The sequence below is a fragment of the Gottfriedia acidiceleris genome, from assembly GCF_036421055.1.
Classification (GTDB): domain Bacteria; phylum Bacillota; class Bacilli; order Bacillales; family Bacillaceae_G; genus Gottfriedia; species Gottfriedia acidiceleris_C.
In genome coordinates, this window is the sequence record NZ_JAZGQS010000004.1 from 175,524 (window position 1) to 197,208 (window position 21,685).

Here is a 21,685-nt window from a genome sequence, read left to right on the forward strand (position 1 = left end):
ATGGCAGTAATTTCTTATATAGATGCAGTAACTTTAGCGTTAAAAGAGGAAATGGAACGCGATCCAAAGGTATTTGTATTAGGGGAAGACGTTGGATTAAAAGGTGGAGTATTTAAAGCAACTCATGGTCTGTATGATCAATTTGGTGAGGATCGTGTATTAGATACACCACTTGCAGAATCTGCAATTGCGGGTGTTGGTATTGGTGCTGCAATGTACGGACTTAGACCAGTAGCTGAAATGCAATTTGCTGATTTCATTATGCCTGCAGTAAACCAAATTATCTCTGAGGCTTCAAGAATTCGTTATCGTTCAAACAATGACTGGACTTGTCCTATTACGATTCGTGCTCCTTATGGAGGCGGTGTACACGGTGCACTTTACCACTCTCAATCTGTTGAGAAGGTATTTGCAGGTCAACCAGGCTTAAAAATTGTAATGCCTTCTACTCCTTATGATGTGAAAGGTTTATTAAAAGCAGCAATTCGTGATAATGACCCAGTCATTTTCTTTGAGCATAAACGTGCTTATCGTTTAATTAAAGGTGAAGTACCTGAAACTGATTATGTACTTCCAATTGGAAAAGCTGATGTTAAACGTGAAGGTGAAGATATCACAATCATCACTTATGGCTTATGTGTACATTTTGCTCTTCAAGCTGCTGAAAAATTAGCTCAAGATGGTATTTCTGTACATGTTTTAGACTTGCGTACAATTTATCCATTAGATAAAGAATCGATTATCGAAGCTGCTTCTAAAACAGGAAAAGTTTTATTAGTAACGGAAGATAATAAAGAAGGAAGCATAATGAGCGAAGTTGCAGCAATTATTGCTGAAAATTGCTTATTTGAATTAGATGCGCCAATCGCACGCCTTGCTGGCCCTGATGTACCGGCAATGCCTTATTCGCCAACAATGGAAAAATTCTTCATGGTTAATCCAGATAAAGTAGAAAAAGCGGCTAGAGAACTTGCAGCATTTTAATGGCACTGTTTGAAAAAGGGGGACATAATGATGATCGAAAATATTAAAATGCCTCAATTAGGTGAAAGTGTAACTGAGGGTACAATTAGTACTTGGTTAGTAAAAGTAGGAGATCGAGTAAATAAATACGATCCACTTGCTGAAGTTATGACAGATAAAGTTAATGCTGAAGTACCATCTTCATTTTCAGGTGTGATTAAAGAATTAATCGCAAGTGAAGGTGAAACTTTAGCTGTTGGTGAAATCATTTGTACGATTGAAGTTGAGGGTGCTTCTAGTGAAGTAGCTGCTACAACAATTGAGGAAACTAAACCAGTTGAAAAAACTGCACCTGTAGCACCAGCAACGCCTGTAGCTGCTGCAGAGGTTCAAACTATTGCGAAAACAGATGAGTCTGGTAAAGTTCGATACTCACCAGCTGTACTACGTTTGGCACAAGAAAATAATCTAGATCTTTCATTAATTCCGGGTACAGGAAATAATGGTCGAGTTACTCGAAAAGATATTTTAAATGCAATCGCAAATGGTGTACCTCAAGCAGCACCAGCACCTGTTGCAGCTCCTGCTCAACCAGTTATAGCACAAACTGCTCCTCCAGCTGAAGTAGCTAAAGCACCTGCTGCAGCACCAGCACCTGTTATTCCAACAGCAGTTGGTGATATTGAAATTCCAGTTACAGGTGTACGTAAAGCAATTGCTTCAAATATGTTACGTAGTAAACATGAAGCACCACATGCTTGGATGATGATCGAAGTAGATGTTACAAACCTAGTTAATTACAGAAACAGCATTAAAGATTCTTTCAAGAAAAAAGAAGGTTTCTCTTTAACATTCTTTGCATTCTTTGTTAAAGCTGTAGCGCAAGCTCTTAAAGAATACCCAATGATTAATTCAATGTGGGCTGGAGACAAAATCATTCAAAAGAAAGATATTAACTTATCGATCGCTGTTGCAACAGATGATGCACTATTTGTTCCAGTAATTAAAAATGCTGATGAGAAAACAATCAAAGGTATCGCACGTGAAATTACTGAATTAGCTACAAAAGTTCGTACTGGTAAATTAAAATCAGACGAAATGCAAGGTGGCACATTCACAGTAAATAACACTGGATCATTTGGTAGTGTTCAAAGCGCGGGTATCATTAACTACCCACAAGCTGCAATTTTACAAATTGAAAGCATCGTAAAACGTCCAGCTGTTGTAAATGGAATGATTGGCGTACGTGATATGGTTAACCTATGTTTATCACTTGATCACCGTGTACTTGACGGCTTCATTTGTGGTAAATTCTTAGGAAGAGTAAAAGAAATCCTAGAAAATACAACAAAAGAAAATACGAACGTATATTAATTTTAAAATATAGAGGTTGTCTTAAGGGCAACCTCTTTTTTATGTTATTTTTTTGAATGTAAATATCAACATCGTTGTGCGAGGTGCAAATAAAGTCGAGGTGCAAATAAAAATAGCGGATCTGCAATTATAATTTAGGAAAACTGCAATTAAAATTACCAAAACCGCAATTAAAATTTGCAAAAACTGCAATTAAATCCTTTGCCATCACAGTTAAAATAAAATATTACCCATACCGGTTACAGTATTTTGAATTAATTTTCTTTAAAAACAAAAAATACGCTAACTATCTTTATATTGGTCACATCACATAAATTCAATATAATGATAAAAAGATACACAAATACCCCTTAACTATGCTATAGAATTAAAATCAGTATTGTTTCAATCTAAAATGGAGTATATGTTGAATCCGGCATTATAAAAATAGTTCTTTTTTAGTGACTTATGATAAAATTAATTATTATAAAATTCCGTAAATTTAATTTTAAAAAGGGGTTGAATTTATGCTAATTGAACAAAATGGCTATTACATATCTACGAATAAAGAATTGTTAAATAGAGAAGTTATTTATAACTTTTTAGACAAAGATTCATATTGGGCAAATGAAATTCCTTATGAATATATTGATCGATTTATTGAAGGATCTTTCTGTTTTGGTGTTTACAAGGGGCATCCAGGAGATCGTCAACCAATCCAAGTGGGCTTCGCAAGAGTAGTATCAGATGGCGTCACATTTGCTTATTTAGCTGACGTATTTATTCTCCCAGATTATCGTAATCAAGGTTTATCAAAATGGCTAATGCAAGAAATCATGAGTTATGAAAAACTATCAACCGTACGGACATTCTTGCTTGGCACAAGAGATGCTCACGATTTATACCGTAAATACGGCTTTGAAGTGATAGATAATAGTAAAAACCGATTCATGGCTATATTAAAAGATAATCTTTATCGGGATATGAAAAACATAAGGGAATAGGATGCCACTCCTCTTCCCCATAACCCTCTTTTCCACGGTTTTATACTAAACAGTATTCCTTTACAACAATCTTCAGTTCACTTCTTGATCCCTGAACTAAAAACTTTACAAATTGTAACATTTGTAAGATAATTTAAAAATATGTGACATCTTAGAGAAATAGGGGGGATAAGATGTTTAAAAATTTATCTGCCGTACATCCTGTTGCTTGGAATATCGTTATTGGAACCTTATTCGTTAGATTTGCTAGCACAGTAAGTATGCCGTTTTTAGCTATTTATTTAACTTCAGTTAAACATATCTCACCTGCAATGGTTGGGCTTATGTTAACAGTTTCATCTTTTTTAGGGGTGTTTTTCAGTTTTATTGGGGGAACTCTTTCAGATCGTATTGGAAGGAAAACTATTTTATTATCGAGTATTTTCTTATGGTCTATTACATTAGTTGGTTTTGGACTAGGAAATTCATTCGCCTGGTTTTTTGTGCTGAACTCAATCTTAAATATATGTTCATCATTTTTCGAACCTTCTTCTAGAGCATTACTTTCTGATTTAACCGACGAGAAATCAAAACTGTTAGTATTTAATCTGCGATATGCCGCTATTAATGTTGGAGTAGCAGTAGGTCCTTTAGTTGGTTTATATCTAGGAAGCTCAAAAAGCACATTGCCATTTGTATTATCTGGAATTGTGTACTTTATTTATGGATTAACATTATTATTTATGTTATCAAAGTATAAAATTGGAGAAGGAAAGTCAGCTTCGTCAACTAACAAAGTTTCGATGAAGGCATCGTTTTCAATTTTACGTAAAGATATCATCTTTGCTTTAACGATTCTTACAATTTGTTTTTATGGTCTTGGTTATTCACAAAGTTTTTCTACAATGTCGCAGTATTTTGCGAATGCACCACAGTTTCATAATGGCGTTAAACTTTATGCGTATTTAACTACTATTAATGCAGTAACTGTAGTTATACTTCAATTCCCAATTGTAAGTAGAATGAAGAATTTTTCACCTACTGTATCTATGATGATTGGTAATGTGATTGTTAGTTTAGCTGTTGCTGGATTTGGATTATTTACTAATTTTTTCTTATTAGCAATCGTAATGATTGTGTTAACTGTAGGAGAAATATTTGCTTTTACATTTACAGATGTATTTGTCGATCAGCTTGCTCCTGAAGAATTAAAGGGAACTTATTTTGGGGCAATGGGATTCTCAAAACTCGGTTTCGTTTTCGGTCCAGCGCTTGGTGGAAGCTTATTAGCTTACTTCGGATATGAACATGGAGGTCGAGGATTTGTAATTATTAGTGCAATCGCTTTTATAAGTTTTCCAATGATGTTTTTTGTAAATCGACTTTTTCAAAAAAGAAGAGAAGTCAAGCTTGAATCGGATACAAAGTTAACTGTTAATTCTTAAAAGAACGCTCTTAAAGCGTTTTTTTTCTTTTAAGGGCGTAAAGTTGTAATTTTTATTTTTCCATTCATTACAAAACATTATGTGTGATACATTTAAGATAAAAAGAATAGTAGAGAGGAAGGAGAGAATATTATTGAATAAATTTGGATGGCTTTCTTTGATAACAGTAGGTATTAGTATTATTATCACTTTTTTTATAAACGAACAGACTAAATCCCCAGGTATATTCCTTTTATTTTTTAGCATCTTATCAATTACAGGCATAATATTTGCATTCCTTTCAAAAAAAATAACAAATATTCTTCTTGGTGTTTGCTTAAATTTTATTACCTTTGTTTTCTTATTTTTTTTAATATTGGCGTTTGGTATCGGCGAAGGTTAAATAGTAGAGTTTTTTCATTTCATCCTAAAAAAGTATGCTTTCGTTCATTTCCTCATATATTTGTATAAACCAGCGATATGGAGGGAGAGATATGGACGAACTTCTTTTTGATCAGCTTAAGTTATTAAGTTGGGACTGTATAATATTAGAAGGTGCTAGTGAGCAAGAAGAAGAGCTAATGAGAAATGTATTATCCACATTACATTCAATCGGATTAAAAAATAGAATTGATGCAAAAGTTTTATTTATTGCAGGAGATGTGGCAAAGATTGATCAGTTTGTCATAAATAATCCATTTGTCACTGTCATAAGAGTTGTTGAAGAATTAAATGAAGATTACCAATATGCCATATCTACTTTAGCTCATTTACCGAATGTAATCGTAGAATTGGTGAATGAATAATTAAGGAGCTAGAAGATTCATTTGAAAAATCAATCTAGCAGGTTCAAAAGCTTGAATTAATAGCCGCTAAATTGGTAAGATGAAAAAAAGCATGTAAGGAGTAGATGAAATGAATATGAATTTTAATTTTTTTATGAATGATGTTGTCCATACTGCACGTCAAGAAATCGTAGCGGCTGGTTATGCAGAATTAAAAACACCAGAGGAAGTCGAGCAAGCATTAGAAAAGAAAGGTACTACACTTGTAATGGTAAACTCAGTATGTGGTTGTGCAGGCGGTATTGCTCGTCCTGCAGCAGCACATTCAGTGCACTATGATGCTAGACCTGACCAATTAGTAACTGTGTTTGCAGGGCAAGATAAAGAAGCTACTGCAAAAGCTCGAGAATATTTTACTGGTAAAGCACCATCATCTCCGTCATTTGCACTTTTAAAAGACGGTGAACTTGTAGCGATGGTTGAGCGTCATGAAATTGAAGGTCATGATCCTATGCAAGTCGTTCAAAAACTTCAAAATTACTTTGAACAATTTTGTGAAGAAATTTAAATAAAAAAGTACAAAAATTTATGGGGGAATTCCATAAATTTTTGTACTTTTTTTTGTGCATAATATTATTATTATGTAAACTGTGTCTTAAATAAAGTGTTTTAGTTAATTATTTTATAAATAAAATAAAAGATAAAAAAGAAAGATAATGCAGCTAAAGAGCATGTAAAAAATAATAAGAACAATGCATCTTTATATGCTGTTTCATCATATTTTACTCGAAAAGCGAAGGATTCTGATTTATGCTTTTTTAATTTTCTATATTGGCTTAAATCGATAATATTTGATTGATCCACAACACACCTCTCCTTTGTAGTAATAATATATTATTTAAATTTTAAAATATTCTAAAAAATTAGTAAAGTTGTTTTGCAAACAAAATAATAGCAAATTATGCCATAATTAATAGGAGTAAACTTTATTAATATGTTTGAAAGGTAAGTGGAAACTTGTGAAATATACTTTATGTTTTATCAAACGAAATGATGAACTATTAATGTTAAATCGTATAAATGCTCCAACAATGGGAATATGGAACGGTGTTGGTGGAAAAATAGAAAAAGGGGAAACAATCGAAAGGTCAGTGCAAAGAGAGATTGCAGAAGAAACAGGAATACATATTGAGTTGAAAGACATAACGTATAAAGGTAAAGTGACCTGGCACGAAGAAGACGTTGATTTCGGAGGTATGTATGTATTTCTGGCAGAGGTTTCTAATAGCTTAAAATTTGATACGCCTTTAAAAACAGATGAAGGAATTTTAGATTGGAAAAAAATTAATTGGGTAATAGATGAAAAAAATCAGGGAGTAGGAGAATGTATTCCATATTTTCTTCCAATACTATTAAATAAAGAGAGAAAACATCATTATTCCTTTTATTATAAGGATAATAAGGTTGTTAATGTGGTAATAGAAGAAGAAGTTTTGATATAATAAAATAATTTATAAATGAATAATGTATTCATTTTTGTGAAAATACCATTTACAAAATGGTGTTTTTTTTATGAATAAGTTTGAAAACGCTTAAAATTTGGGGCAATTCAAGTGTGAAGTACTGAAAATATAGCAATTTGCAAAAAATGTCGAAAACTTTTTGAAAGATTTGAAAAGTCCAATAATAATACACTCATTCACTTTGTTGAATAAATATATAAACTTAATGAATATTAATAAAAAAATATTTTTTATAATATCCCTGTAAAATTAAGCTGTATCTAATTTTTTTGTCGAAATCCTGAAAAATATAGTTGCATATTTATTAGTATGTGTTAAAATTCATTTTGTAGAATAATTATTCATTCGAAAAAAATAGTTGTTTAATAGAATACTAATAAAGATAATATAAATAATAAGTTTGAATTTTTAAAAAATTAGGGGGAAGCATTAATGAAAAAAATAGTCGGAGTTTTAGCTGCATCAGCATTATCAATTGGAATGTTATCTGCTTGTAACAAGTCAGATGATAAAACCTTAATCTTAGGAACAAGTGCGGATTATAAGCCTTACGAATTTATAGACACAAAAGATGACAAGATCGTCGGGTTTGATGTTGATTTAGCTAAAGCGCTTGGTAAAAAAACTGGATACAAAATTAAAGTAAAAGATATTGATTTTACCTCATTAATTACTGCAATGAATGCAGATAAAGTAGATTTTATAATGGCGGGTATGAAAAAGACACCTGAGCGTGCGAAAAATGCAGATTTCACTGAACCATATTTTACAGATCAAAATGAAATAGTTGTAAATAAAGATTCAAATATTAAAAGTGTTAAAGATTTAAAAGGTAAAACAGTCGGTGTACAAGCTGGTTCAATTCAAGAGGCTAAAGCAATTGAAGTTTCTAAAAAGGTTGGTTTTAAAGTTGAGAACCGTAATCGTATTCCTGAGATGGTAGAAGAATTAAAAGCTGGAAGATTTGATGCTGTTGTGATCGAACAATCTGTAGCTAGTGGGTATCTAAATAAATTACCTGAAATGCAAGGGGAATTAATGCAAGAATTCTTTGAACAATCTGGTTCAGCAGTAGCTCTTCCAAAAGGTAGTAAATTAACACCTAAATTTGAAAAGGCACTAAAAGAATTAAAAGAAGATGGAACTGTTGATAAATTAGTTAAAAAATGGTTCGGTGAATTGAAATAATCCGTAAGATTTGAATAGATTAAAAGATAAACTTATAGGATGGCGGAAGTAGTGATAGACATGATAAGTTTTTGTTGGAATCAGGGGAGGAATTATAAATGGAGAGAGATTGGAGTCACTTATTAGAAAAAATGCCTTTACGTCTTGCACCAAGCATGGCAAAGGATCATCCTAACTTACCAGTTGTAAAGGAAGAAGGCTGTTACTATTATGGTGTAGATGGTAAACAGTACCTAGACTTTACATCAGGCATTGCTACTACAAATGTTGGACATCGTCATCCAAAAGTAGTACAAGCAATCAAAGATGGCGCTGATTCTTTAGCCCATGGTCCGTCGGGTGTTATTATTTACGAATCGATTTTAAAGCTAGCAGATGAGTTAGCTGAAATTCTTCCTGGTAACTTAGATACTTTCTTTTTTGGTAATAGTGGAACTGAAGCGATTGAAGGTGCAATTAAGCTAGCTAAACATGCTACTAAACGTCCATATATTGTTTCATTTATAGGTTGTTTCCATGGCCGTTCCATGGGAGCATTAAGCGTTACGACATCAAAAAGTAAATATCGAAAGTTTTTACAACCAACAGGCTCTTATCAAATACCATATGCAAATGTTTCAGATTGCCCAGAAGGTTATGATGAAGAACAATATGTAGTAGAGCAATTAGAAAAAGATTTTAAACGTCTATTTAATCATCAAGTAACACCAGAAGAAGTAGCTGCAGTTATTGTAGAGCCAGTTCTAGGTGAAGGTGGATATGTAGTACCACCTAAAGCATGGTTAAAGAAAATACGAGAAATCTGTGATAAAAATAATATTTTACTAATTTTTGATGAAGTTCAAACTGGATTTGGACGTACAGGCAATTGGTTTGCTGCACATACTTTTGATGTAACCCCAGATATTATGGCAATAGCAAAAGGTATTGCAAATGGTATTCCTTTAAGTGCTACAGTAGCATCAAATGAACTTATGAAACAGTGGCCACTAGGTAGTCATGGAACAACATTTGGAGGAAATCCAATTGCTTGTTCAGCTGCACTGGCTGTTTTAGATATCATTAAAGAAGAAAAGCTTTTAGAAAATACGAAAGATGTAGGAGCTTACGCAGTAGAAAAACTGAATGCATTAAAAGAAAAGCATCCGGTAATTGGAAGCATTCGCTCAATTGGTTTAATGATCGGTATTGAAATCATTAATCCAGCTACAAAAGAACCAAACGGTGATGGTTTATTTAAAATTCTTGATCTTGCTTTGGAAAAAGGTGTCTTATTCTACTTCTGTGGTAATAACAGTGAAGTAATTCGAATGATTCCACCATTAACAGTTACAAAAAATCAAATCGATGATGGGTTAGCAATCTTAGATGAAGCATTAACAGAATATGAGCAATCCATTGGATATGAGTTATATGAAACAAAGGGCATTGGTTTCTAAACCAGTGCTCTTTATCTAAACAGATTTTGTCGAATAAACTTTATAATTTAAAAGACAAATAGTAAAGGAGTACTACAATATGAACTTAGATTTTTCTCAAATTGTCCCTTCAATTCCATATATATTGGCCGGATTAAAATTAACATTATTAGTAGTTCTTTGTTCAATTTTATTAGGTCTTGTTTTAGCAATTTTACTTGCATTAATGAAAATTAGCCGTGCAAAATGGTTAGTTGTAATAGCTGATTTTTATACTTCGATTTTTCGTGGAACACCGATGGTTTTGCAATTAATGATCATTTATTATGGTTTACCACAGTTAATTGGTTTCGATATTGAAAAGTTTCCAGCAGCGGTACTGGCTTTTGGATTGAATTCAGGAGCGTATGTTTCAGAAATCATCCGCGCAGGTATACTAGCAGTAGATAAAGGTCAACAAGAAGCTGCTTCAGCTTTAGGAATTCCTTATCGTAAAATGATGTCAAAAATTATTTTACCTCAAGCATTTAAAAATATTTTACCAGCTTTGATGAATGAGTTTATTACGTTAACGAAGGAATCAGCAATGGTAACAGTAATTGGTGCATCTGATTTAATGAGAAGAGCATTCTTAGTAGGTGGGGAGACTTACTCATTTATGGAGCCACTTATTTTTGTAGCTGCAATCTATTACATTATCATTATGATCCTATCACTTCTAGGTAAATCAGTTGAAAGGAGAATGCGTACAAATGATTAGAATTACAAATTTAAATAAAAGCTTTGGAAATGTTCATGTATTAAAAGGAATAACAACTATAATTGAGCAAGGATCTGTTGTAGCTGTAATTGGCCCATCTGGTTCTGGAAAGTCTACATTTTTACGTTGTATGAATTTATTAGAAACTCCTTCAAATGGTGAAATTTGGATGGATGATATTGAAATTACAAATCCTAAAAGTAATATAATGAAGATCCGTGAAGATGTAGGTATGGTATTCCAGCATTTTCATTTGTTCCCACATATGACAGTTCTAGAAAATATTACGTATGCTCCGATTCATGTAAAAGGTATGAGTAAGGCTAAAGCAGAAGAAAATGCCAAGGCCCTTCTTGAAAAAGTTGGACTTCTTGAAAAAGCAAACGTATATCCTCCTAAACTTTCAGGTGGTCAAAAACAACGTGTCGCTATAGCAAGAGCACTTGCAATGGAACCTAAAGTAATGCTATTTGATGAACCAACATCAGCTTTAGATCCAGAGATGGTAAAAGAAGTACTTGAAGTAATGAAATCATTAGCTCATACAGGTATGACGATGGTCATCGTTACACATGAAATGGGTTTTGCAAAGGAAGTTGCAGATCGAATTCTATTCTTAGACGAAGGAAATCTAGTTGAGGATGCAACTCCAATCGAATTATTCACTAGACCAAAAACAAATCGTGCAAAGCTATTCCTAGAGAAAGTTTTATAAGTCATTTACTTACTTAAATGTAAAGAAATCCCTACTTTTCATCAGAAAATAGGGATTTTTTTTATTGACAAAAAATTCATTTTTTTACTTTGAAATTGTCTAAATATGTATTAGGTTTGTAAGTCAACTGATGTTTTTTGTATTTCAACTTCAACTTGTATTCAATTTTCTACAAAAAAAATGAAATCATTAGAACTTGTTAATTCTTGTCTATCAAAAACATTTATTAAAGTCTATCAAAATGAGATAAAATTATCTTAGTTTCAGAAAATTCTTTCTTTTTTTGATTGCAATAATATTTTTAATTGATTAAGAACTACAATTTGAAAGGAGAGTATTAAATGGAAATGGATAAAAATTCTAGTACGAGTATAAGTCAGAGCAAATACTCGGAAGTTGCAAAATCTCAAGAGTTTAAACAGTTACTGAAAGCAAAAAGAAAGTTTATTTTACCAATGTCTTTATTCTTTTTTTGTTTTTACATTGCATTACCTTTAATGACTTCTTATTCTAAAGCACTAAATACAAAAGCCATTGGAGAAGTAACATGGGCTTGGTTGTTTGCATTCGCTCAATTTATTATGACATGGGTGTTATGTATGATTTACAGTAAAAAAGCTGAATCCTTTGACAAAATGGCAGATGGAGTATTGGAAAAGTTAAATAAAGGAGGGGAGGAAATATGAATACGACGGCATTTACACTATTTTTGATTATTGTACTAGGAACGCTAGTTATTACATATTACGCCTCTAAAAAAACAAAAGATGCGAAAGATTTTTATACCGCAGGAGGTGGATTGACTGGTTGGCAAAATGGATTTGCAATTGCAGGTGACTATATGTCAGCAGCATCCTTTTTAGGAATTGCAGGTGCGATTGCTTTAAGCGGATTCGATGGATTTTTCTATAGCATCGGATTTTTAGTTGCATATTTAGTTGTTTTATATTTAGTAGCAGAGCCTTTAAGAAATCTTGGAAAATACACGTTAGCAGATATGATTGCTGCGCGATTTGATCAAAGAAAAGTAAGAGGGATAGCCGCATTAAACACAATGACGATTTCAATTTTTTATATGATTGCACAACTAGTTGGTGCTGGTGCACTGATTAAATTATTACTAGGAATTGATTATACGACTGCTGTTTTAATAGTAGGTATTTTAATGACTGTTTATGTAATATTTGGAGGTATGAGGGCTACTAGTTGGGTTCAAATCGTAAAGGCAATCCTTCTTATGCTTGGAACATTAGTTATTTCAATCATCGTTTTTGCTAAATTTAATTTCAACATTAATGAAATGTTTAGTCAAATGAGAACGGCAACTCCTCTTAAAGACTCGTTTTTAAATCCAGGTGTAAAATACACAAACGGATTAGATACAATTTCATTAAATTTAGCATTAGTTCTAGGAACTGCCGGATTACCCCATATACTTGTCCGCTTCTTTACAGTGCGTGATGCGAAAACGGCACGAAAATCAGTCGTTTATGCAACTTGGTTAATCGGAGCTTTTTATATCATGACAATTTTCCTTGGGTTTGGGGCAGCTGCATTTGTTGGAAATTCTGAGATTATTAAAGCAAATCCAGCTGGAAATATGGCGGCGCCACTTTTAGCAGAAGTATTAGGTGGTAACTTATTATTTGCTTTTGTTTCAGCTGTTGCATTTGCAACAATACTTGCGGTAGTAGCAGGGCTAGTATTAACTGCTGCATCTGCCTTTGCACATGATTTTTACAATGAAATTTTAAAACAAGGTAGAGCAACTGAAAAAGAGCAAGTTTCAATGGCCAGATATGCTTCGATTGGAGTTGCTTTAATCTCAATCTTACTAGCAATTTTTGCACAAACATTAAATGTTGCCTTTTTAGTTTCCTTAGCATTTGCTGTTGCTGCAAGTGCAAACTTACCAGTTATACTCTTTACAATCTATTGGAAACGTTTTAATACGACCGGCGCAATCACTGGTATGTTAACTGGATTAATATCTGCAATCATACTAGTAGCAATAAGTCCTAATATTTGGAGTCCAATTGAAGGAAAAGCCATTTTTGTTGGAGATCCGTTAATTAATTTAACGAATCCGGGAATTATATCGATTCCTTTAGGATTCATAGCAGCATATTTAGGTACAATTCTTTCAAGTAAGAAAGAAAATGAAGCTAAATTTGATGAAATTCTCGTGAAGTCTAATACTGGCCATGGTGTATCTGGTATTTCTACGCATTAATCATAATTAGAAAAAGAAACTGAAGAAATATCCTCAGTTTCTTTTTTATTTAGGAAAAAAATTAATTTATTAATCACTTTGTTTTAATTTTAAAGGTTTCGTAGAGATAATCGTTTCAATGTTTTTACTGATTAATTTATTATTTTTACGATTTTCGATTCTTGCTTTTGCTATTTCTGCAAGTTCTCGTTCTTCTTCGGTTTCAAGAATGATAGATGGAACTGGTACTGTTTTATTATCTTTCATTCCAACAAATGTTAAAAATGAAGTGGCAGCAACTCGGCGATTGCCAGTAATCAAGTTCTCTGCAATCGCTTTTACGAAAATTACCATAGATGAAGTTCCTGTAACTACGACAAAGGATTCATAAGAGATACAATCCTCTTCTGTAACAGGATGTAAGAAGTCTACATGGTCGATCGAAGCAGTTACACATTTTAATCTTGAATGTTTAGAAGCAGTAATTGATGCAGTCATATCCATATCAGCGAGAATTTTTCCACCAAATAAAGTTTGGTGATTATTTAAGTCAGTAGGGAAAACTCGAACAGTTAATGCTGAACGTGATTCATGGCAATATTTTGAATTCATAAATTCACACCTTTTATTAGAATAATGATATTTTTACCAATCTATTTTTTATTAAGCGTAATTATGAGATGAAAATTTTCATTTGTAATATTCCGTTCCAATGAATCAAATACTTCACAAAGTAAAACATAAATAATAGGTGATATTATGTAATAAAGTAAAAAACCCTTTATCTTTAAAGGGTTTTTTACTAAAATCAAAGGTTGTGAATCCATTTTGAATCCTTTTGATTCAATTCAATAAATTTTCCATTAAGGAACTGAATTTTTTTGATGCCTTTTCTTCCATATCATTTGTCAGGTGTGCATAGATGTTCATTGTAGTATTAATGTCTGTATGACCTAACCTTTGTTGGATTTCTTTAATGCCCACTCCTGCTTCAATTAGCAAACTTGTGTGTGTGTGTCTTAAAGAGTGAGGAGTTAAATTTTCTTTTATTCCACATATTTTTAATAATCTTTTCATCCTAAAAGGCGCGTGATTTGGATATTCAGGAAACCCGTTATATTTTGTGATAACAAAATTCAATTCTTCACTGTATAAGTTATTCATAATTTGTTCTTTTTTATGTTCTTTTAATAAATCCATCACTCGCTCGTCCACTTTAATTATCCGTATAGATCCTTTGGTTTTAGGAGGTAGTAATACATAATCATTTTTATTTCCATTAGGATTAAACATCGTTTTAGTAATACTAATAGTATTTTTTTCAAAAGAAACATCACTCCATTTTAAAGCGAGTAGTTCTCCTATACGAATTCCAGTATAAGCTAATATCATAAAAAAAATATAATCATTTTCTAAGCCATGATCTTTTGCAGTATTTAAAAATAGAGCTAAATCTTTTTTTTCAAGATACTTAATTTTTTTCTCATTCTTCTCTAATTCTTCTACTGTTTCTACTTTCCTTGGAACTACAGCAAACTCGGTGGGATTATTTTTAATAATTTCTAATTCTACAGCTTTTCTAAAAAGCATCCTTCCAGCAGTATGAATTCCTTCAATTGTAGTTCTTACATATCCTTTTTCGTGTAAATCGTTCAATGCTTGTTGATATTTTAATTTACTAATATCCTTTAATCTAATGTTAGAAAAGTAATGGAGAAGTTTTTTTAATTCTTTTTTACGAAGTTCAACACTACTTATTTTAGCCTGTTTTGAATACATTTCGATAAATGTAGGAACAAAGTTTTTAAATAGTATATCTTCTTCTTTAATAAAGTTTCCGTGATAAACTTCCTTTTCAAGTTCATAAGCTGCAAGTTGGGCTTCCTTTTTGGTCTTGAATCCCCGTCTAGTAGTTCTTTTCTTCTTTCCTGTCATTGGATCTATGGTTGTATAAGCCATAAACATCCACTTAGTACCCTCTTTTGTTTGGTATTTTTGAAACGAAGCCATTTATTTCTTTTTACCTCCTATAGAATATTCGTTCGACTAATAAAATTAATATAGAACAATTGTTCCTATTTTGATACAATTAAATAACAAATAAATTAAATACTTTTATGTTTATTAAGAATTTGATAAACGGGTATAATTACAAAATTTTACAATGATTACAAAAGTACACTTTTAGGTTGACAATTAGAGCTGATTAGACTGATAACATCTAATCAGTGATGATTGTTATTCCCACTCATACAAATCTTCAGGAGCACAATTTTTTAAAATATGTGATATTTCGACTGCACGTCTAAGTGACATCATATCGTCCATCTTGCAGTATTTATTCACTTGTTGACGGCTTATACCCAAACGATTTGCAAGTTCTTGTTGAGTCATTTTAGCTTTTCTAAGATGGTGTGGGAGCAAACAACTTTTTGCTCTAAGTGCCATTTGTTCACCACCTATTTATAAATAAGGAGACCTCAAATGAAAATAGAAATTGATTTATCGTTGATTATTGCTGTAATTAAATCAAAGAACGGATCTGTTAGCTCTGATGTAAGCGAGGATACCGCGTAATTCCTCTTCAGTTAATTTTTTTCCGTCTAATTTAAAATTGTATTTTTCAATTAAATCTTTATCAGATAAATCCACTTCTGAAATAAATTCTTTTTCTTCTTTAGAAAATAGATCAACGTCTTCGTTAAGTAAATCTATATAGTTCACGCCGTAAAAATCTGCCAATGTTTTTACGGTTTCAATCCTTGGGGTATATCCTTTATCATTCTCCAATTTTGAAAGATGACTATACGCAAGATGAACTTTCTCTTCCAAAGCTCTCAACGTCAATCCTTTAGAATTTCTAAGAATCCTCAATTTCTCACCAATTTTCATTTTTTACCTCCTTCTCTATATTTTATAAATACCTTATTTGTTGCTAAATAAATTAACATTCATTCCAATAATAACATTGATATGTCTTATTAGTTGTTTCCAAAAGGAGAACAAACTATACAAAACGAGAACATAAAGTATTAAAGTTGTTGACATTAGATATAACAAGAATTATATTAAGAGTGTGTTATTTATAATCGCCACAAAACAATATGAAAGTTGTTTTAATTTTTCTATATTTGTGGCGAATGATAACAACAAAAAATTAAGGAAGGGCGAAATTTATTGGAAACCATTAACGATCTACCAATTATATTAAATGTTCGAGATGTAGCAGCAGTTTTAAGGATTAGTACACAAAGAGCATATGCAATTATGCAAATTTCAGATTTCCCAAAAATCAAAATCGGAAAACGTGTTCTTGTTAATAGAGATTCTTTCTTCCAGTGGCTTGAAAATCAAAAGTAAAGCGAGGTGAAATAAATGCTTTCTTTATATGCAATAGGCTTAATAATAGCAGGAGGGTATACAGGAATTTTAATTGCTGTAGCATGTGGTCCACGAATTCTTAAAGATAAATTCACATCGTTTTTATGGAATCCAGAGGAGGATGAGGTTTAATGAGTAACTTACAAGTAGTAAAGCACAATGCGGTAAATGCTATTAGTTCAGTAGAAGTTGCTGAAATGGTCGCTAAAGATCACAGCGATTTAATGAAATCAATTCGTAAGTATGTGGAAATACTTCACTCGGCAAATCTCCCTAGTGAAAATTTCTTTGTATCAAGTGAATACCTAAATTCAAGAAATCAAACACAACCATGTTTTTTAATTACTAAAAAAGGTTGCGATATGATAGCTAACAAAATGACTGGTGAAAAAGGGATTTTATTTACAGCAAGATATGTTGAAAAGTTTTATGAATTGGAAAAAGTAGTAACTCAACAATTGCCACCAATGACACCATTACAAATGATCCATACCATGACTAATGAAATGATGAAACAAGATGAACGTTTAAATTCATTAGAAGATAAAGTAAACAATCAATTAACATTAGATTTTGGCCAACAAAGAATTGTACAAAATGCTAAGAATAAGCGAGTTTATCAATTATGGAATAGCGGGAAAATCAATACAGATGTTTTTGATACTGTTCCAAAAGTTCATGCTGCCATTGGTAGAGATTTAAAAAATGCATTTGCAGTAAACAGCTTTAGAGATATTCGCAAACATGAATATGAGGAAGCAATCAACTACATAAACGCCTGGAGACCTTGCTAAATTTAATATTTTTAACTTCATAGCGAAATTTGTTTACTGAAAAATGAAATATTTCTGAAGGAAGCAAATGGTTAAGAACGGAAATACACGTTTATAAAAAATAGAGGTCTTTATTATTAAACGGGGTGAGTTTATTGGCTATATTTAGATCAGTACAAACTATTTTTTGGGATGATCCAAGGGTGTTAGAGGATTTAACACCTGAAGACAAATACTTTTATCTGTATTTAATTACTAATCCGAACGCTTCACAAATCGGTATTTATCAAATCACTAAAAAGCAGATGGGTTTTCATACTGGTTATTCAATTGAAACGATTAATCAGTTAATGGATCGTTTTGAAAACAACCACAAAATAATTAAATACAATCCAGAAACTAGAGAATTAGCAATTAAAAATTGGGCTAAATATAATTTCCCAAGATTAGGAAAACCGATTGAAGATTGCGTTAGGAAAGAAATTTCACTTGTTAAAGATAAAACTTTGATTCAATATGTTGCAGAAAATATCGAGAAAAATGAAAAGCTTTTCAAGTTATATACGTCACGTATCCCGTCACATAATACGTCACGAGGGGAAAAAGAAAAAGAAAAAGAACAGGAAAAAGAAAAAGAATATAAAAAAGAACAACAACAACAACAAGAAAAAGGCGACGTGACCGTCACGAAAGAAAATGAGCCTGTTGTTCTTGCTATTAATAAAGATGATGCAGTTTTATTTTATGAAAATAATTTCGGAGTACTAAATCCTTATATTGCGGAAGATATTCTTCATTGGTGTAAAGATTGTGACGAAAGTTTAGTAATTGAATCAATGAAAAGAGCATTAGCTCAAAATAAACAATGGGCATATGCTGTAAAGATATTAGCATCTTGGAAAAAGAGAAATATAAAATCGATGGATGATGTTTACGCAGATGATATTGCTTTCAAAAAACGAAAGGGGCAAATAAAAGATGAGTCTAAAAGAAGCGATCAACCAGATATTGAATACATCGGTTTGTGATGAAAATCGTGAAGGAATTACATGTGACCATTGCGGAACATTCATTCCAAAGCATAAAGTAAAAATTTCAATTTTAAATATAGATAAATGGGTTCAACCAGTATGTAAATGCGTGAAAGAAATTGAGCATAATCGAATTAGAGAAATAGAGAACTTTCAAAAGCGTGCGGATATTGAAAGACTATTTTCAATAAGTAATCTTGGTGATAAATTTACACATTCAACATTGGGGAACTTTCAACATAGAGAAGGTACGGAGCACGCTTTTAAAGCTACAAGGCAATATATTGAGGAGTATCCTAAATGGAAACAGGATGGTTTATTAATTTGGGGAACATACGGGAATGGGAAATCTCATTTAGCGGCAGCTGTAACAAATGCATTAAATACTAAAGGATATATTGTTGTTTTTCAAAGTGTACCAGAACTATTAGAGCGGATAAGAAGCACTTTTAATAATGACAACAAAGAGACTAAACAGCAAATTATGAAATCTCTTTTAGAATGTGATCTTTTAGTACTAGATGATATTGGAGCTGAAAAACTAACCGATTGGGTCCAGGAAGTAATGTTTAACATAATAGATGGTCGTTACCGTAAAAAACTACCAATCTTTTATACTTCTAATCTTAAACCAGTAGAACTTTCAAATCAGATTGGAGCACGTTCATATGATCGTTTAGTTGAAACTAGTTTAACAATAGAAAATAAAGCAACTTCTTTCCGACGAGAAATCGCTAAAGAGAGATTGCAGAGATACTTAGAAGAAAACAAATAAAAAATGGACAAGCATTATTAAGCCTATGGCATGACACCACATATAAAGGAGCTGTTTAAGTGGAATTAGTTACATGTACTAGAACTTTGGTAAACAAACTTTCATTTACAGAAGGACAAGCTATACAAGCTTTAGTTATTGAATTAAATGGTCAAACAAAATTAACGATTATAAGCGGCGAAATCGGTGGTGGTACTCGCTATACAAAGTCAATTATTATTAATGCTTTAGCAAAACTTGAGATTGCTGGAATTTTGAGAAGTAGAGGTTTGGGTATGAAGGGTACATTAATTGAAGTTTTGAATCCTTCAGCTCTTGAATCAGTAGTTAGTTTAATCGGTTAGGGGGATAAGCGTGCAGATGGACTTTGATCTACCAAAAGTTAATGAAAAAGAAACGAAAATAAAAGTAGAATCAGAGTTTGAAAAGTATAGATATCTGCTTTTAAAGTCCGGTGAAACAGACTTTCCTAGCATTACACAAACTTATACCTTTCAACCTCCAAGTAAAACAAATGTCATTCATTCAAGCGTCGAGCATGCAGCAATAAAAAATGTAGATATAGAAAAATTTAGAAAGACATTCCTTGGAAGAATGCAATTATCAGTTAACCGATTAAGTTATCTTCAAAGAGCAATACTCATAAGACGATACATGACAGACGATAGCATTTTTGACTATGAGGTTTTTAATGAATTAGGTATGTCTGAGCGGAATTATCATCGGGTTAAGGCAAAGGCTCTTCTTAGATTAGCTGCCATTCTCAATTTAGAAGTATTTGAGGAGGTAGGAAATAAATGAATTTTGTTCAACCGATAAGGGACATAGAAAAAATCGAATTAATAAAAACATTCTTAAAAGCCGAAAGTGATCGTAATTATATGATTTTCCTCATGGGGATTTATACAGGTTTACGAATTTCAGACATTCTTAATTTAAGAGTGTCTGATGTAACCGGTATTCACATCATTATAAGAGAACAAAAAACTCGAAAGAAGAAGTGGGTTCGTATTAATCCAGAGTTAAGAAGGGAAATTAACACATTTGTATTAGGAAAAGACAGTGAGGAATATTTGTTTAAGAGTCGCCAAGGGGTAAATCGACCAATTACTAGATCGATGGCTTATCGGATATTAAGGAAGGCTGCTAAAAAATTCAAGTTAAAAGATATTGGAACACATACATTAAGAAAAACATTTGGGTATCACTTCTACAAACAAACAAAAGATATTGCTTTATTACAGAAAATTTTTAACCACTCTAAGCCAGAAATTACATTGCGGTATATAGGAGTGGACCAAGATATTCTAGATAAAGCTATGGTTAATTTTAAATATTAAGGAGCTTAAACTTTGGTAGCTTAAAAGAAACATAGTTAAGTGTATGGTAATAAAAAGTTGGATTAGAAAGGAGAAGCCATAATTGAGCAAATCTGATCGGAACATGTATATAGAATGGTTAGCCATTTGGTCTGACTACAGTAAAGAATATTGGATTAGACAAAGTGATGAAATCGTAAGAATAAATTATCAAAGACATTTAGAGGAATTAGACCTTCAATGACAATTTGCCACCTTCCAAGGTGGTTTTTTAATGCTTAAATTTAAATTATACATATTTTCGTAAGTGTGGAACTCGATATGAATGTTATTGAAAATATAGGATAGGTATGGTTTTACTTCACCTGTGGTAGTTCAACAGTTTATTAGATATGATGAACTTATAAGTTGGATAAGTTTTATATCCAAATATTTCTTGTTCAACTAAATGGCAGTTTAGTTGAATAAGAAATTCCAGAAAAAAAGCTTTGCACGTTCCAAAATATGGTAAAATTTAAGTACTCGTAAATTATTTGATAAGAGAGAATATTTACAATTAAAGGAGATAGATTATGCAAAATAAAGGACAATTGGAAGTAATTAACCTGCAAAAATTAATACAAGATCAAATGGAATATACAAATTTTATCGTTAGCGAAGTAAATGACCACGCACTTAGAATAGCTGTGATAAATGGTGATTTTCACTGGCATAAACACGAGGATTGCGATGAATTATTTTATGTATTAGAAGGCGAACTTTTTATTGACTTAGAAAACAATGTAACAATCTCTTTAAGACCAGGGGAAATCTTTACCATTCCAGCTAATACAATGCATCGAACTCGCTCCAATGAACGTACAGTTAACATATGTTTTGAAAAGAAAACTAATGATATAAAGGGAACAAAATAATAGAATGATATTGAACTAAAGCATGCATTAGTTTAACTACACTTAGTAGTTGATTGAACAATCAGCTTCTTTTTAATTACTACTATTTGGTGAAAGAAGGGGTTTCACTACCAACTGAAGAAATATAGTTAAATGCAATCTTCAATATACTAGGTTGAGGAGGATGTC

At 32.1% G+C, this 21,685-nt stretch carries 29 protein-coding genes; 24 read left to right on the forward strand and 5 right to left on the reverse strand.

Going from position 1 to position 21,685, the window contains the following annotated elements; translation table 11 throughout:
* The 7 genes from RAH41_RS07925 (at position 1) to RAH41_RS07955 (ending at position 6,076) form a co-directional block, all read left to right on the forward strand.
* Positions 1–984: an alpha-ketoacid dehydrogenase subunit beta gene (locus RAH41_RS07925; RefSeq protein WP_098844809.1), complete on the forward strand. Its 984-nt coding sequence runs from the start codon at positions 1–3 to the stop codon at positions 982–984.
* A 27-nt stretch (positions 985–1,011) separates the two neighbouring features.
* On the forward strand, positions 1,012–2,337 hold the full coding sequence (locus RAH41_RS07930; RefSeq protein WP_331221696.1) for a dihydrolipoamide acetyltransferase family protein: 1,326 nt from the start codon (positions 1,012–1,014) through the stop codon (positions 2,335–2,337).
* Between the two features lie 506 nt (positions 2,338–2,843).
* Positions 2,844–3,320, forward strand: coding sequence for a GNAT family N-acetyltransferase (locus RAH41_RS07935; protein WP_331221698.1), 477 nt, complete (start codon positions 2,844–2,846; stop codon positions 3,318–3,320).
* 173 nt (positions 3,321–3,493) lie between these two features.
* Complete coding sequence (locus tag RAH41_RS07940; RefSeq protein ID WP_331221699.1) at positions 3,494–4,744, forward strand: MFS transporter; 1,251 nt, start codon at positions 3,494–3,496, stop codon at positions 4,742–4,744.
* A 133-nt stretch (positions 4,745–4,877) separates the two neighbouring features.
* Complete coding sequence (locus tag RAH41_RS07945; protein WP_331221701.1) at positions 4,878–5,126, forward strand: hypothetical protein; 249 nt, start codon at positions 4,878–4,880, stop codon at positions 5,124–5,126.
* Positions 5,127–5,217: 91 nt separating this feature from the next.
* Complete coding sequence (locus RAH41_RS07950; protein ID WP_331221702.1) at positions 5,218–5,529, forward strand: hypothetical protein; 312 nt, start codon at positions 5,218–5,220, stop codon at positions 5,527–5,529.
* 109 nt (positions 5,530–5,638) lie between these two features.
* On the forward strand, positions 5,639–6,076 hold the full coding sequence (locus RAH41_RS07955; protein ID WP_331221703.1) for a BrxA/BrxB family bacilliredoxin: 438 nt from the start codon (positions 5,639–5,641) through the stop codon (positions 6,074–6,076).
* Positions 6,077–6,177: 101 nt separating this feature from the next.
* Here RAH41_RS07955 and RAH41_RS07960 read toward each other — a convergent pair whose 3' ends face one another.
* Entirely contained in the window at positions 6,178–6,372 is a 195-nt protein-coding gene (locus RAH41_RS07960) for a hypothetical protein (RefSeq protein WP_331221704.1), read from the reverse strand.
* Between the two features lie 155 nt (positions 6,373–6,527).
* Here RAH41_RS07960 and RAH41_RS07965 point away from each other — a divergent pair, with 155 nt between their 5' ends.
* The 7 genes from RAH41_RS07965 to RAH41_RS07995 all read left to right on the forward strand — a co-directional run bounded on the left by RAH41_RS07965 (position 6,528) and on the right by RAH41_RS07995 (position 13,345).
* The gene (locus RAH41_RS07965) at positions 6,528–7,010 is read left to right on the forward strand and encodes an 8-oxo-dGTP diphosphatase (RefSeq protein ID WP_331221705.1); all 483 of its coding nucleotides are present in this window, start codon (positions 6,528–6,530) and stop codon (positions 7,008–7,010) included.
* A 453-nt stretch (positions 7,011–7,463) separates the two neighbouring features.
* Positions 7,464–8,219, forward strand: coding sequence for a transporter substrate-binding domain-containing protein (locus RAH41_RS07970; RefSeq protein WP_331221707.1), 756 nt, complete (start codon positions 7,464–7,466; stop codon positions 8,217–8,219).
* A gap of 98 nt (positions 8,220–8,317) precedes the next feature.
* Entirely contained in the window at positions 8,318–9,658 is a 1,341-nt protein-coding gene (locus tag RAH41_RS07975) for an aspartate aminotransferase family protein (RefSeq protein ID WP_331221709.1), read from the forward strand.
* Positions 9,659–9,737: 79 nt separating this feature from the next.
* On the forward strand, positions 9,738–10,397 hold the full coding sequence (locus RAH41_RS07980) for an amino acid ABC transporter permease (protein WP_331221711.1): 660 nt from the start codon (positions 9,738–9,740) through the stop codon (positions 10,395–10,397).
* Positions 10,390–11,112, forward strand: coding sequence for an amino acid ABC transporter ATP-binding protein (locus tag RAH41_RS07985; RefSeq protein ID WP_331221712.1), 723 nt, complete (start codon positions 10,390–10,392; stop codon positions 11,110–11,112). The genes RAH41_RS07980 and RAH41_RS07985 overlap by 8 nt, the downstream gene beginning before the upstream one ends.
* A gap of 341 nt (positions 11,113–11,453) precedes the next feature.
* On the forward strand, positions 11,454–11,798 hold the full coding sequence (locus RAH41_RS07990) for a DUF485 domain-containing protein (RefSeq protein ID WP_331221713.1): 345 nt from the start codon (positions 11,454–11,456) through the stop codon (positions 11,796–11,798).
* On the forward strand, positions 11,795–13,345 hold the full coding sequence (locus RAH41_RS07995) for a cation acetate symporter (RefSeq protein WP_331221714.1): 1,551 nt from the start codon (positions 11,795–11,797) through the stop codon (positions 13,343–13,345). The genes RAH41_RS07990 and RAH41_RS07995 overlap by 4 nt, the downstream gene beginning before the upstream one ends.
* 69 nt (positions 13,346–13,414) lie before the next feature.
* On the opposite strand, the gene RAH41_RS08000 is transcribed toward RAH41_RS07995, so the two are convergent.
* From RAH41_RS08000 to RAH41_RS08015, 4 genes are all read right to left on the reverse strand, one after another.
* Entirely contained in the window at positions 13,415–13,936 is a 522-nt protein-coding gene (locus RAH41_RS08000) for an acyl-CoA thioesterase (protein WP_331221715.1), read from the reverse strand.
* 231 nt (positions 13,937–14,167) lie between these two features.
* Entirely contained in the window at positions 14,168–15,334 is a 1,167-nt protein-coding gene (locus tag RAH41_RS08005; protein ID WP_331221717.1) for a site-specific integrase, read from the reverse strand.
* A gap of 228 nt (positions 15,335–15,562) precedes the next feature.
* Entirely contained in the window at positions 15,563–15,772 is a 210-nt protein-coding gene (locus RAH41_RS08010; RefSeq protein WP_331221718.1) for a helix-turn-helix transcriptional regulator, read from the reverse strand.
* Positions 15,773–15,853: 81 nt separating this feature from the next.
* Positions 15,854–16,216 (reverse strand): helix-turn-helix transcriptional regulator, encoded by a 363-nt coding sequence (locus RAH41_RS08015; RefSeq protein ID WP_331221719.1) that lies wholly within the window; start codon positions 16,214–16,216, stop codon positions 15,854–15,856.
* 285 nt (positions 16,217–16,501) lie between these two features.
* On the opposite strand from RAH41_RS08015, the gene RAH41_RS08020 reads away from it, so the two are divergent.
* From RAH41_RS08020 to RAH41_RS08065, 10 genes are all read left to right on the forward strand, one after another.
* The gene (locus RAH41_RS08020; protein WP_331221720.1) at positions 16,502–16,684 is read left to right on the forward strand and encodes a helix-turn-helix domain-containing protein; all 183 of its coding nucleotides are present in this window, start codon (positions 16,502–16,504) and stop codon (positions 16,682–16,684) included.
* A gap of 15 nt (positions 16,685–16,699) precedes the next feature.
* Positions 16,700–16,837: a hypothetical protein gene (locus RAH41_RS08025; protein WP_331221721.1), complete on the forward strand. Its 138-nt coding sequence runs from the start codon at positions 16,700–16,702 to the stop codon at positions 16,835–16,837.
* The gene (locus RAH41_RS08030) at positions 16,837–17,499 is read left to right on the forward strand and encodes a Rha family transcriptional regulator (protein ID WP_331221722.1); all 663 of its coding nucleotides are present in this window, start codon (positions 16,837–16,839) and stop codon (positions 17,497–17,499) included. Before RAH41_RS08025 ends, RAH41_RS08030 begins: the two co-directional genes overlap by 1 nt.
* A 134-nt stretch (positions 17,500–17,633) precedes the next feature.
* Complete coding sequence (locus RAH41_RS08035; RefSeq protein ID WP_331221723.1) at positions 17,634–18,506, forward strand: DnaD domain protein; 873 nt, start codon at positions 17,634–17,636, stop codon at positions 18,504–18,506.
* On the forward strand, positions 18,457–19,284 hold the full coding sequence (locus RAH41_RS08040) for an ATP-binding protein (RefSeq protein WP_331221724.1): 828 nt from the start codon (positions 18,457–18,459) through the stop codon (positions 19,282–19,284). The genes RAH41_RS08035 and RAH41_RS08040 overlap by 50 nt, the downstream gene beginning before the upstream one ends.
* 59 nt (positions 19,285–19,343) lie before the next feature.
* Positions 19,344–19,628 carry a hypothetical protein gene (locus RAH41_RS08045; protein ID WP_331221725.1) on the forward strand — a complete coding sequence of 95 codons (285 nt, stop codon included), beginning with the start codon at positions 19,344–19,346 and terminating at the stop codon, positions 19,626–19,628.
* 16 nt (positions 19,629–19,644) lie between these two features.
* On the forward strand, positions 19,645–20,085 hold the full coding sequence (locus RAH41_RS08050; RefSeq protein ID WP_331221980.1) for an ArpU family phage packaging/lysis transcriptional regulator: 441 nt from the start codon (positions 19,645–19,647) through the stop codon (positions 20,083–20,085).
* Positions 20,082–20,624, forward strand: coding sequence for a site-specific integrase (locus tag RAH41_RS08055; RefSeq protein WP_331221726.1), 543 nt, complete (start codon positions 20,082–20,084; stop codon positions 20,622–20,624). Before RAH41_RS08050 ends, RAH41_RS08055 begins: the two co-directional genes overlap by 4 nt.
* An 82-nt stretch (positions 20,625–20,706) precedes the next feature.
* Positions 20,707–20,847, forward strand: a complete 141-nt coding sequence (locus RAH41_RS08060) for a hypothetical protein (RefSeq protein WP_331221727.1) — start codon at positions 20,707–20,709, stop codon at positions 20,845–20,847.
* Positions 20,848–21,175: 328 nt separating this feature from the next.
* Positions 21,176–21,517, forward strand: a complete 342-nt coding sequence (locus tag RAH41_RS08065) for a cupin domain-containing protein (RefSeq protein ID WP_419471576.1) — start codon at positions 21,176–21,178, stop codon at positions 21,515–21,517.
* The last annotated feature ends 168 nt before the right edge of the window (positions 21,518–21,685 follow it).

What these genes read in the sequence shown, in the direction of transcription:
- RAH41_RS07925 (WP_098844809.1), top strand. Translation starts at nt 1, where the DNA reads ATGGCAGTAATTTCTTATATAGATGCAGTAACTTTAGCGTTAAAAGAG.
- RAH41_RS07930 (WP_331221696.1), top strand. Translation starts at nt 1,012, where the DNA reads ATGATGATCGAAAATATTAAAATGCCTCAATTAGGTGAAAGTGTAACT.
- RAH41_RS07935 (WP_331221698.1), top strand. Translation starts at nt 2,844, where the DNA reads ATGCTAATTGAACAAAATGGCTATTACATATCTACGAATAAAGAATTG.
- RAH41_RS07940 (WP_331221699.1), top strand. Translation starts at nt 3,494, where the DNA reads ATGTTTAAAAATTTATCTGCCGTACATCCTGTTGCTTGGAATATCGTT.
- RAH41_RS07950 (WP_331221702.1), top strand. Translation starts at nt 5,218, where the DNA reads ATGGACGAACTTCTTTTTGATCAGCTTAAGTTATTAAGTTGGGACTGT.
- RAH41_RS07955 (WP_331221703.1), top strand. Translation starts at nt 5,639, where the DNA reads ATGAATATGAATTTTAATTTTTTTATGAATGATGTTGTCCATACTGCA.
- RAH41_RS07970 (WP_331221707.1), top strand. Translation starts at nt 7,464, where the DNA reads ATGAAAAAAATAGTCGGAGTTTTAGCTGCATCAGCATTATCAATTGGA.
- RAH41_RS07975 (WP_331221709.1), top strand. Translation starts at nt 8,318, where the DNA reads ATGGAGAGAGATTGGAGTCACTTATTAGAAAAAATGCCTTTACGTCTT.
- RAH41_RS07980 (WP_331221711.1), top strand. Translation starts at nt 9,738, where the DNA reads ATGAACTTAGATTTTTCTCAAATTGTCCCTTCAATTCCATATATATTG.
- RAH41_RS07985 (WP_331221712.1), top strand. Translation starts at nt 10,390, where the DNA reads ATGATTAGAATTACAAATTTAAATAAAAGCTTTGGAAATGTTCATGTA.
- RAH41_RS07990 (WP_331221713.1), top strand. Translation starts at nt 11,454, where the DNA reads ATGGAAATGGATAAAAATTCTAGTACGAGTATAAGTCAGAGCAAATAC.
- RAH41_RS07995 (WP_331221714.1), top strand. Translation starts at nt 11,795, where the DNA reads ATGAATACGACGGCATTTACACTATTTTTGATTATTGTACTAGGAACG.
- RAH41_RS08000 (WP_331221715.1), bottom strand. Translation starts at nt 13,936, where the DNA reads ATGAATTCAAAATATTGCCATGAATCACGTTCAGCATTAACTGTTCGA.
- RAH41_RS08005 (WP_331221717.1), bottom strand. Translation starts at nt 15,334, where the DNA reads ATGGCTTCGTTTCAAAAATACCAAACAAAAGAGGGTACTAAGTGGATG.
- RAH41_RS08010 (WP_331221718.1), bottom strand. Translation starts at nt 15,772, where the DNA reads ATGGCACTTAGAGCAAAAAGTTGTTTGCTCCCACACCATCTTAGAAAA.
- RAH41_RS08015 (WP_331221719.1), bottom strand. Translation starts at nt 16,216, where the DNA reads ATGAAAATTGGTGAGAAATTGAGGATTCTTAGAAATTCTAAAGGATTG.
- RAH41_RS08025 (WP_331221721.1), top strand. Translation starts at nt 16,700, where the DNA reads ATGCTTTCTTTATATGCAATAGGCTTAATAATAGCAGGAGGGTATACA.
- RAH41_RS08030 (WP_331221722.1), top strand. Translation starts at nt 16,837, where the DNA reads ATGAGTAACTTACAAGTAGTAAAGCACAATGCGGTAAATGCTATTAGT.
- RAH41_RS08040 (WP_331221724.1), top strand. Translation starts at nt 18,457, where the DNA reads ATGAGTCTAAAAGAAGCGATCAACCAGATATTGAATACATCGGTTTGT.
- RAH41_RS08050 (WP_331221980.1), top strand. Translation starts at nt 19,645, where the DNA reads ATGGACTTTGATCTACCAAAAGTTAATGAAAAAGAAACGAAAATAAAA.
- RAH41_RS08055 (WP_331221726.1), top strand. Translation starts at nt 20,082, where the DNA reads ATGAATTTTGTTCAACCGATAAGGGACATAGAAAAAATCGAATTAATA.
- RAH41_RS08065 (WP_419471576.1), top strand. Translation starts at nt 21,176, where the DNA reads ATGCAAAATAAAGGACAATTGGAAGTAATTAACCTGCAAAAATTAATA.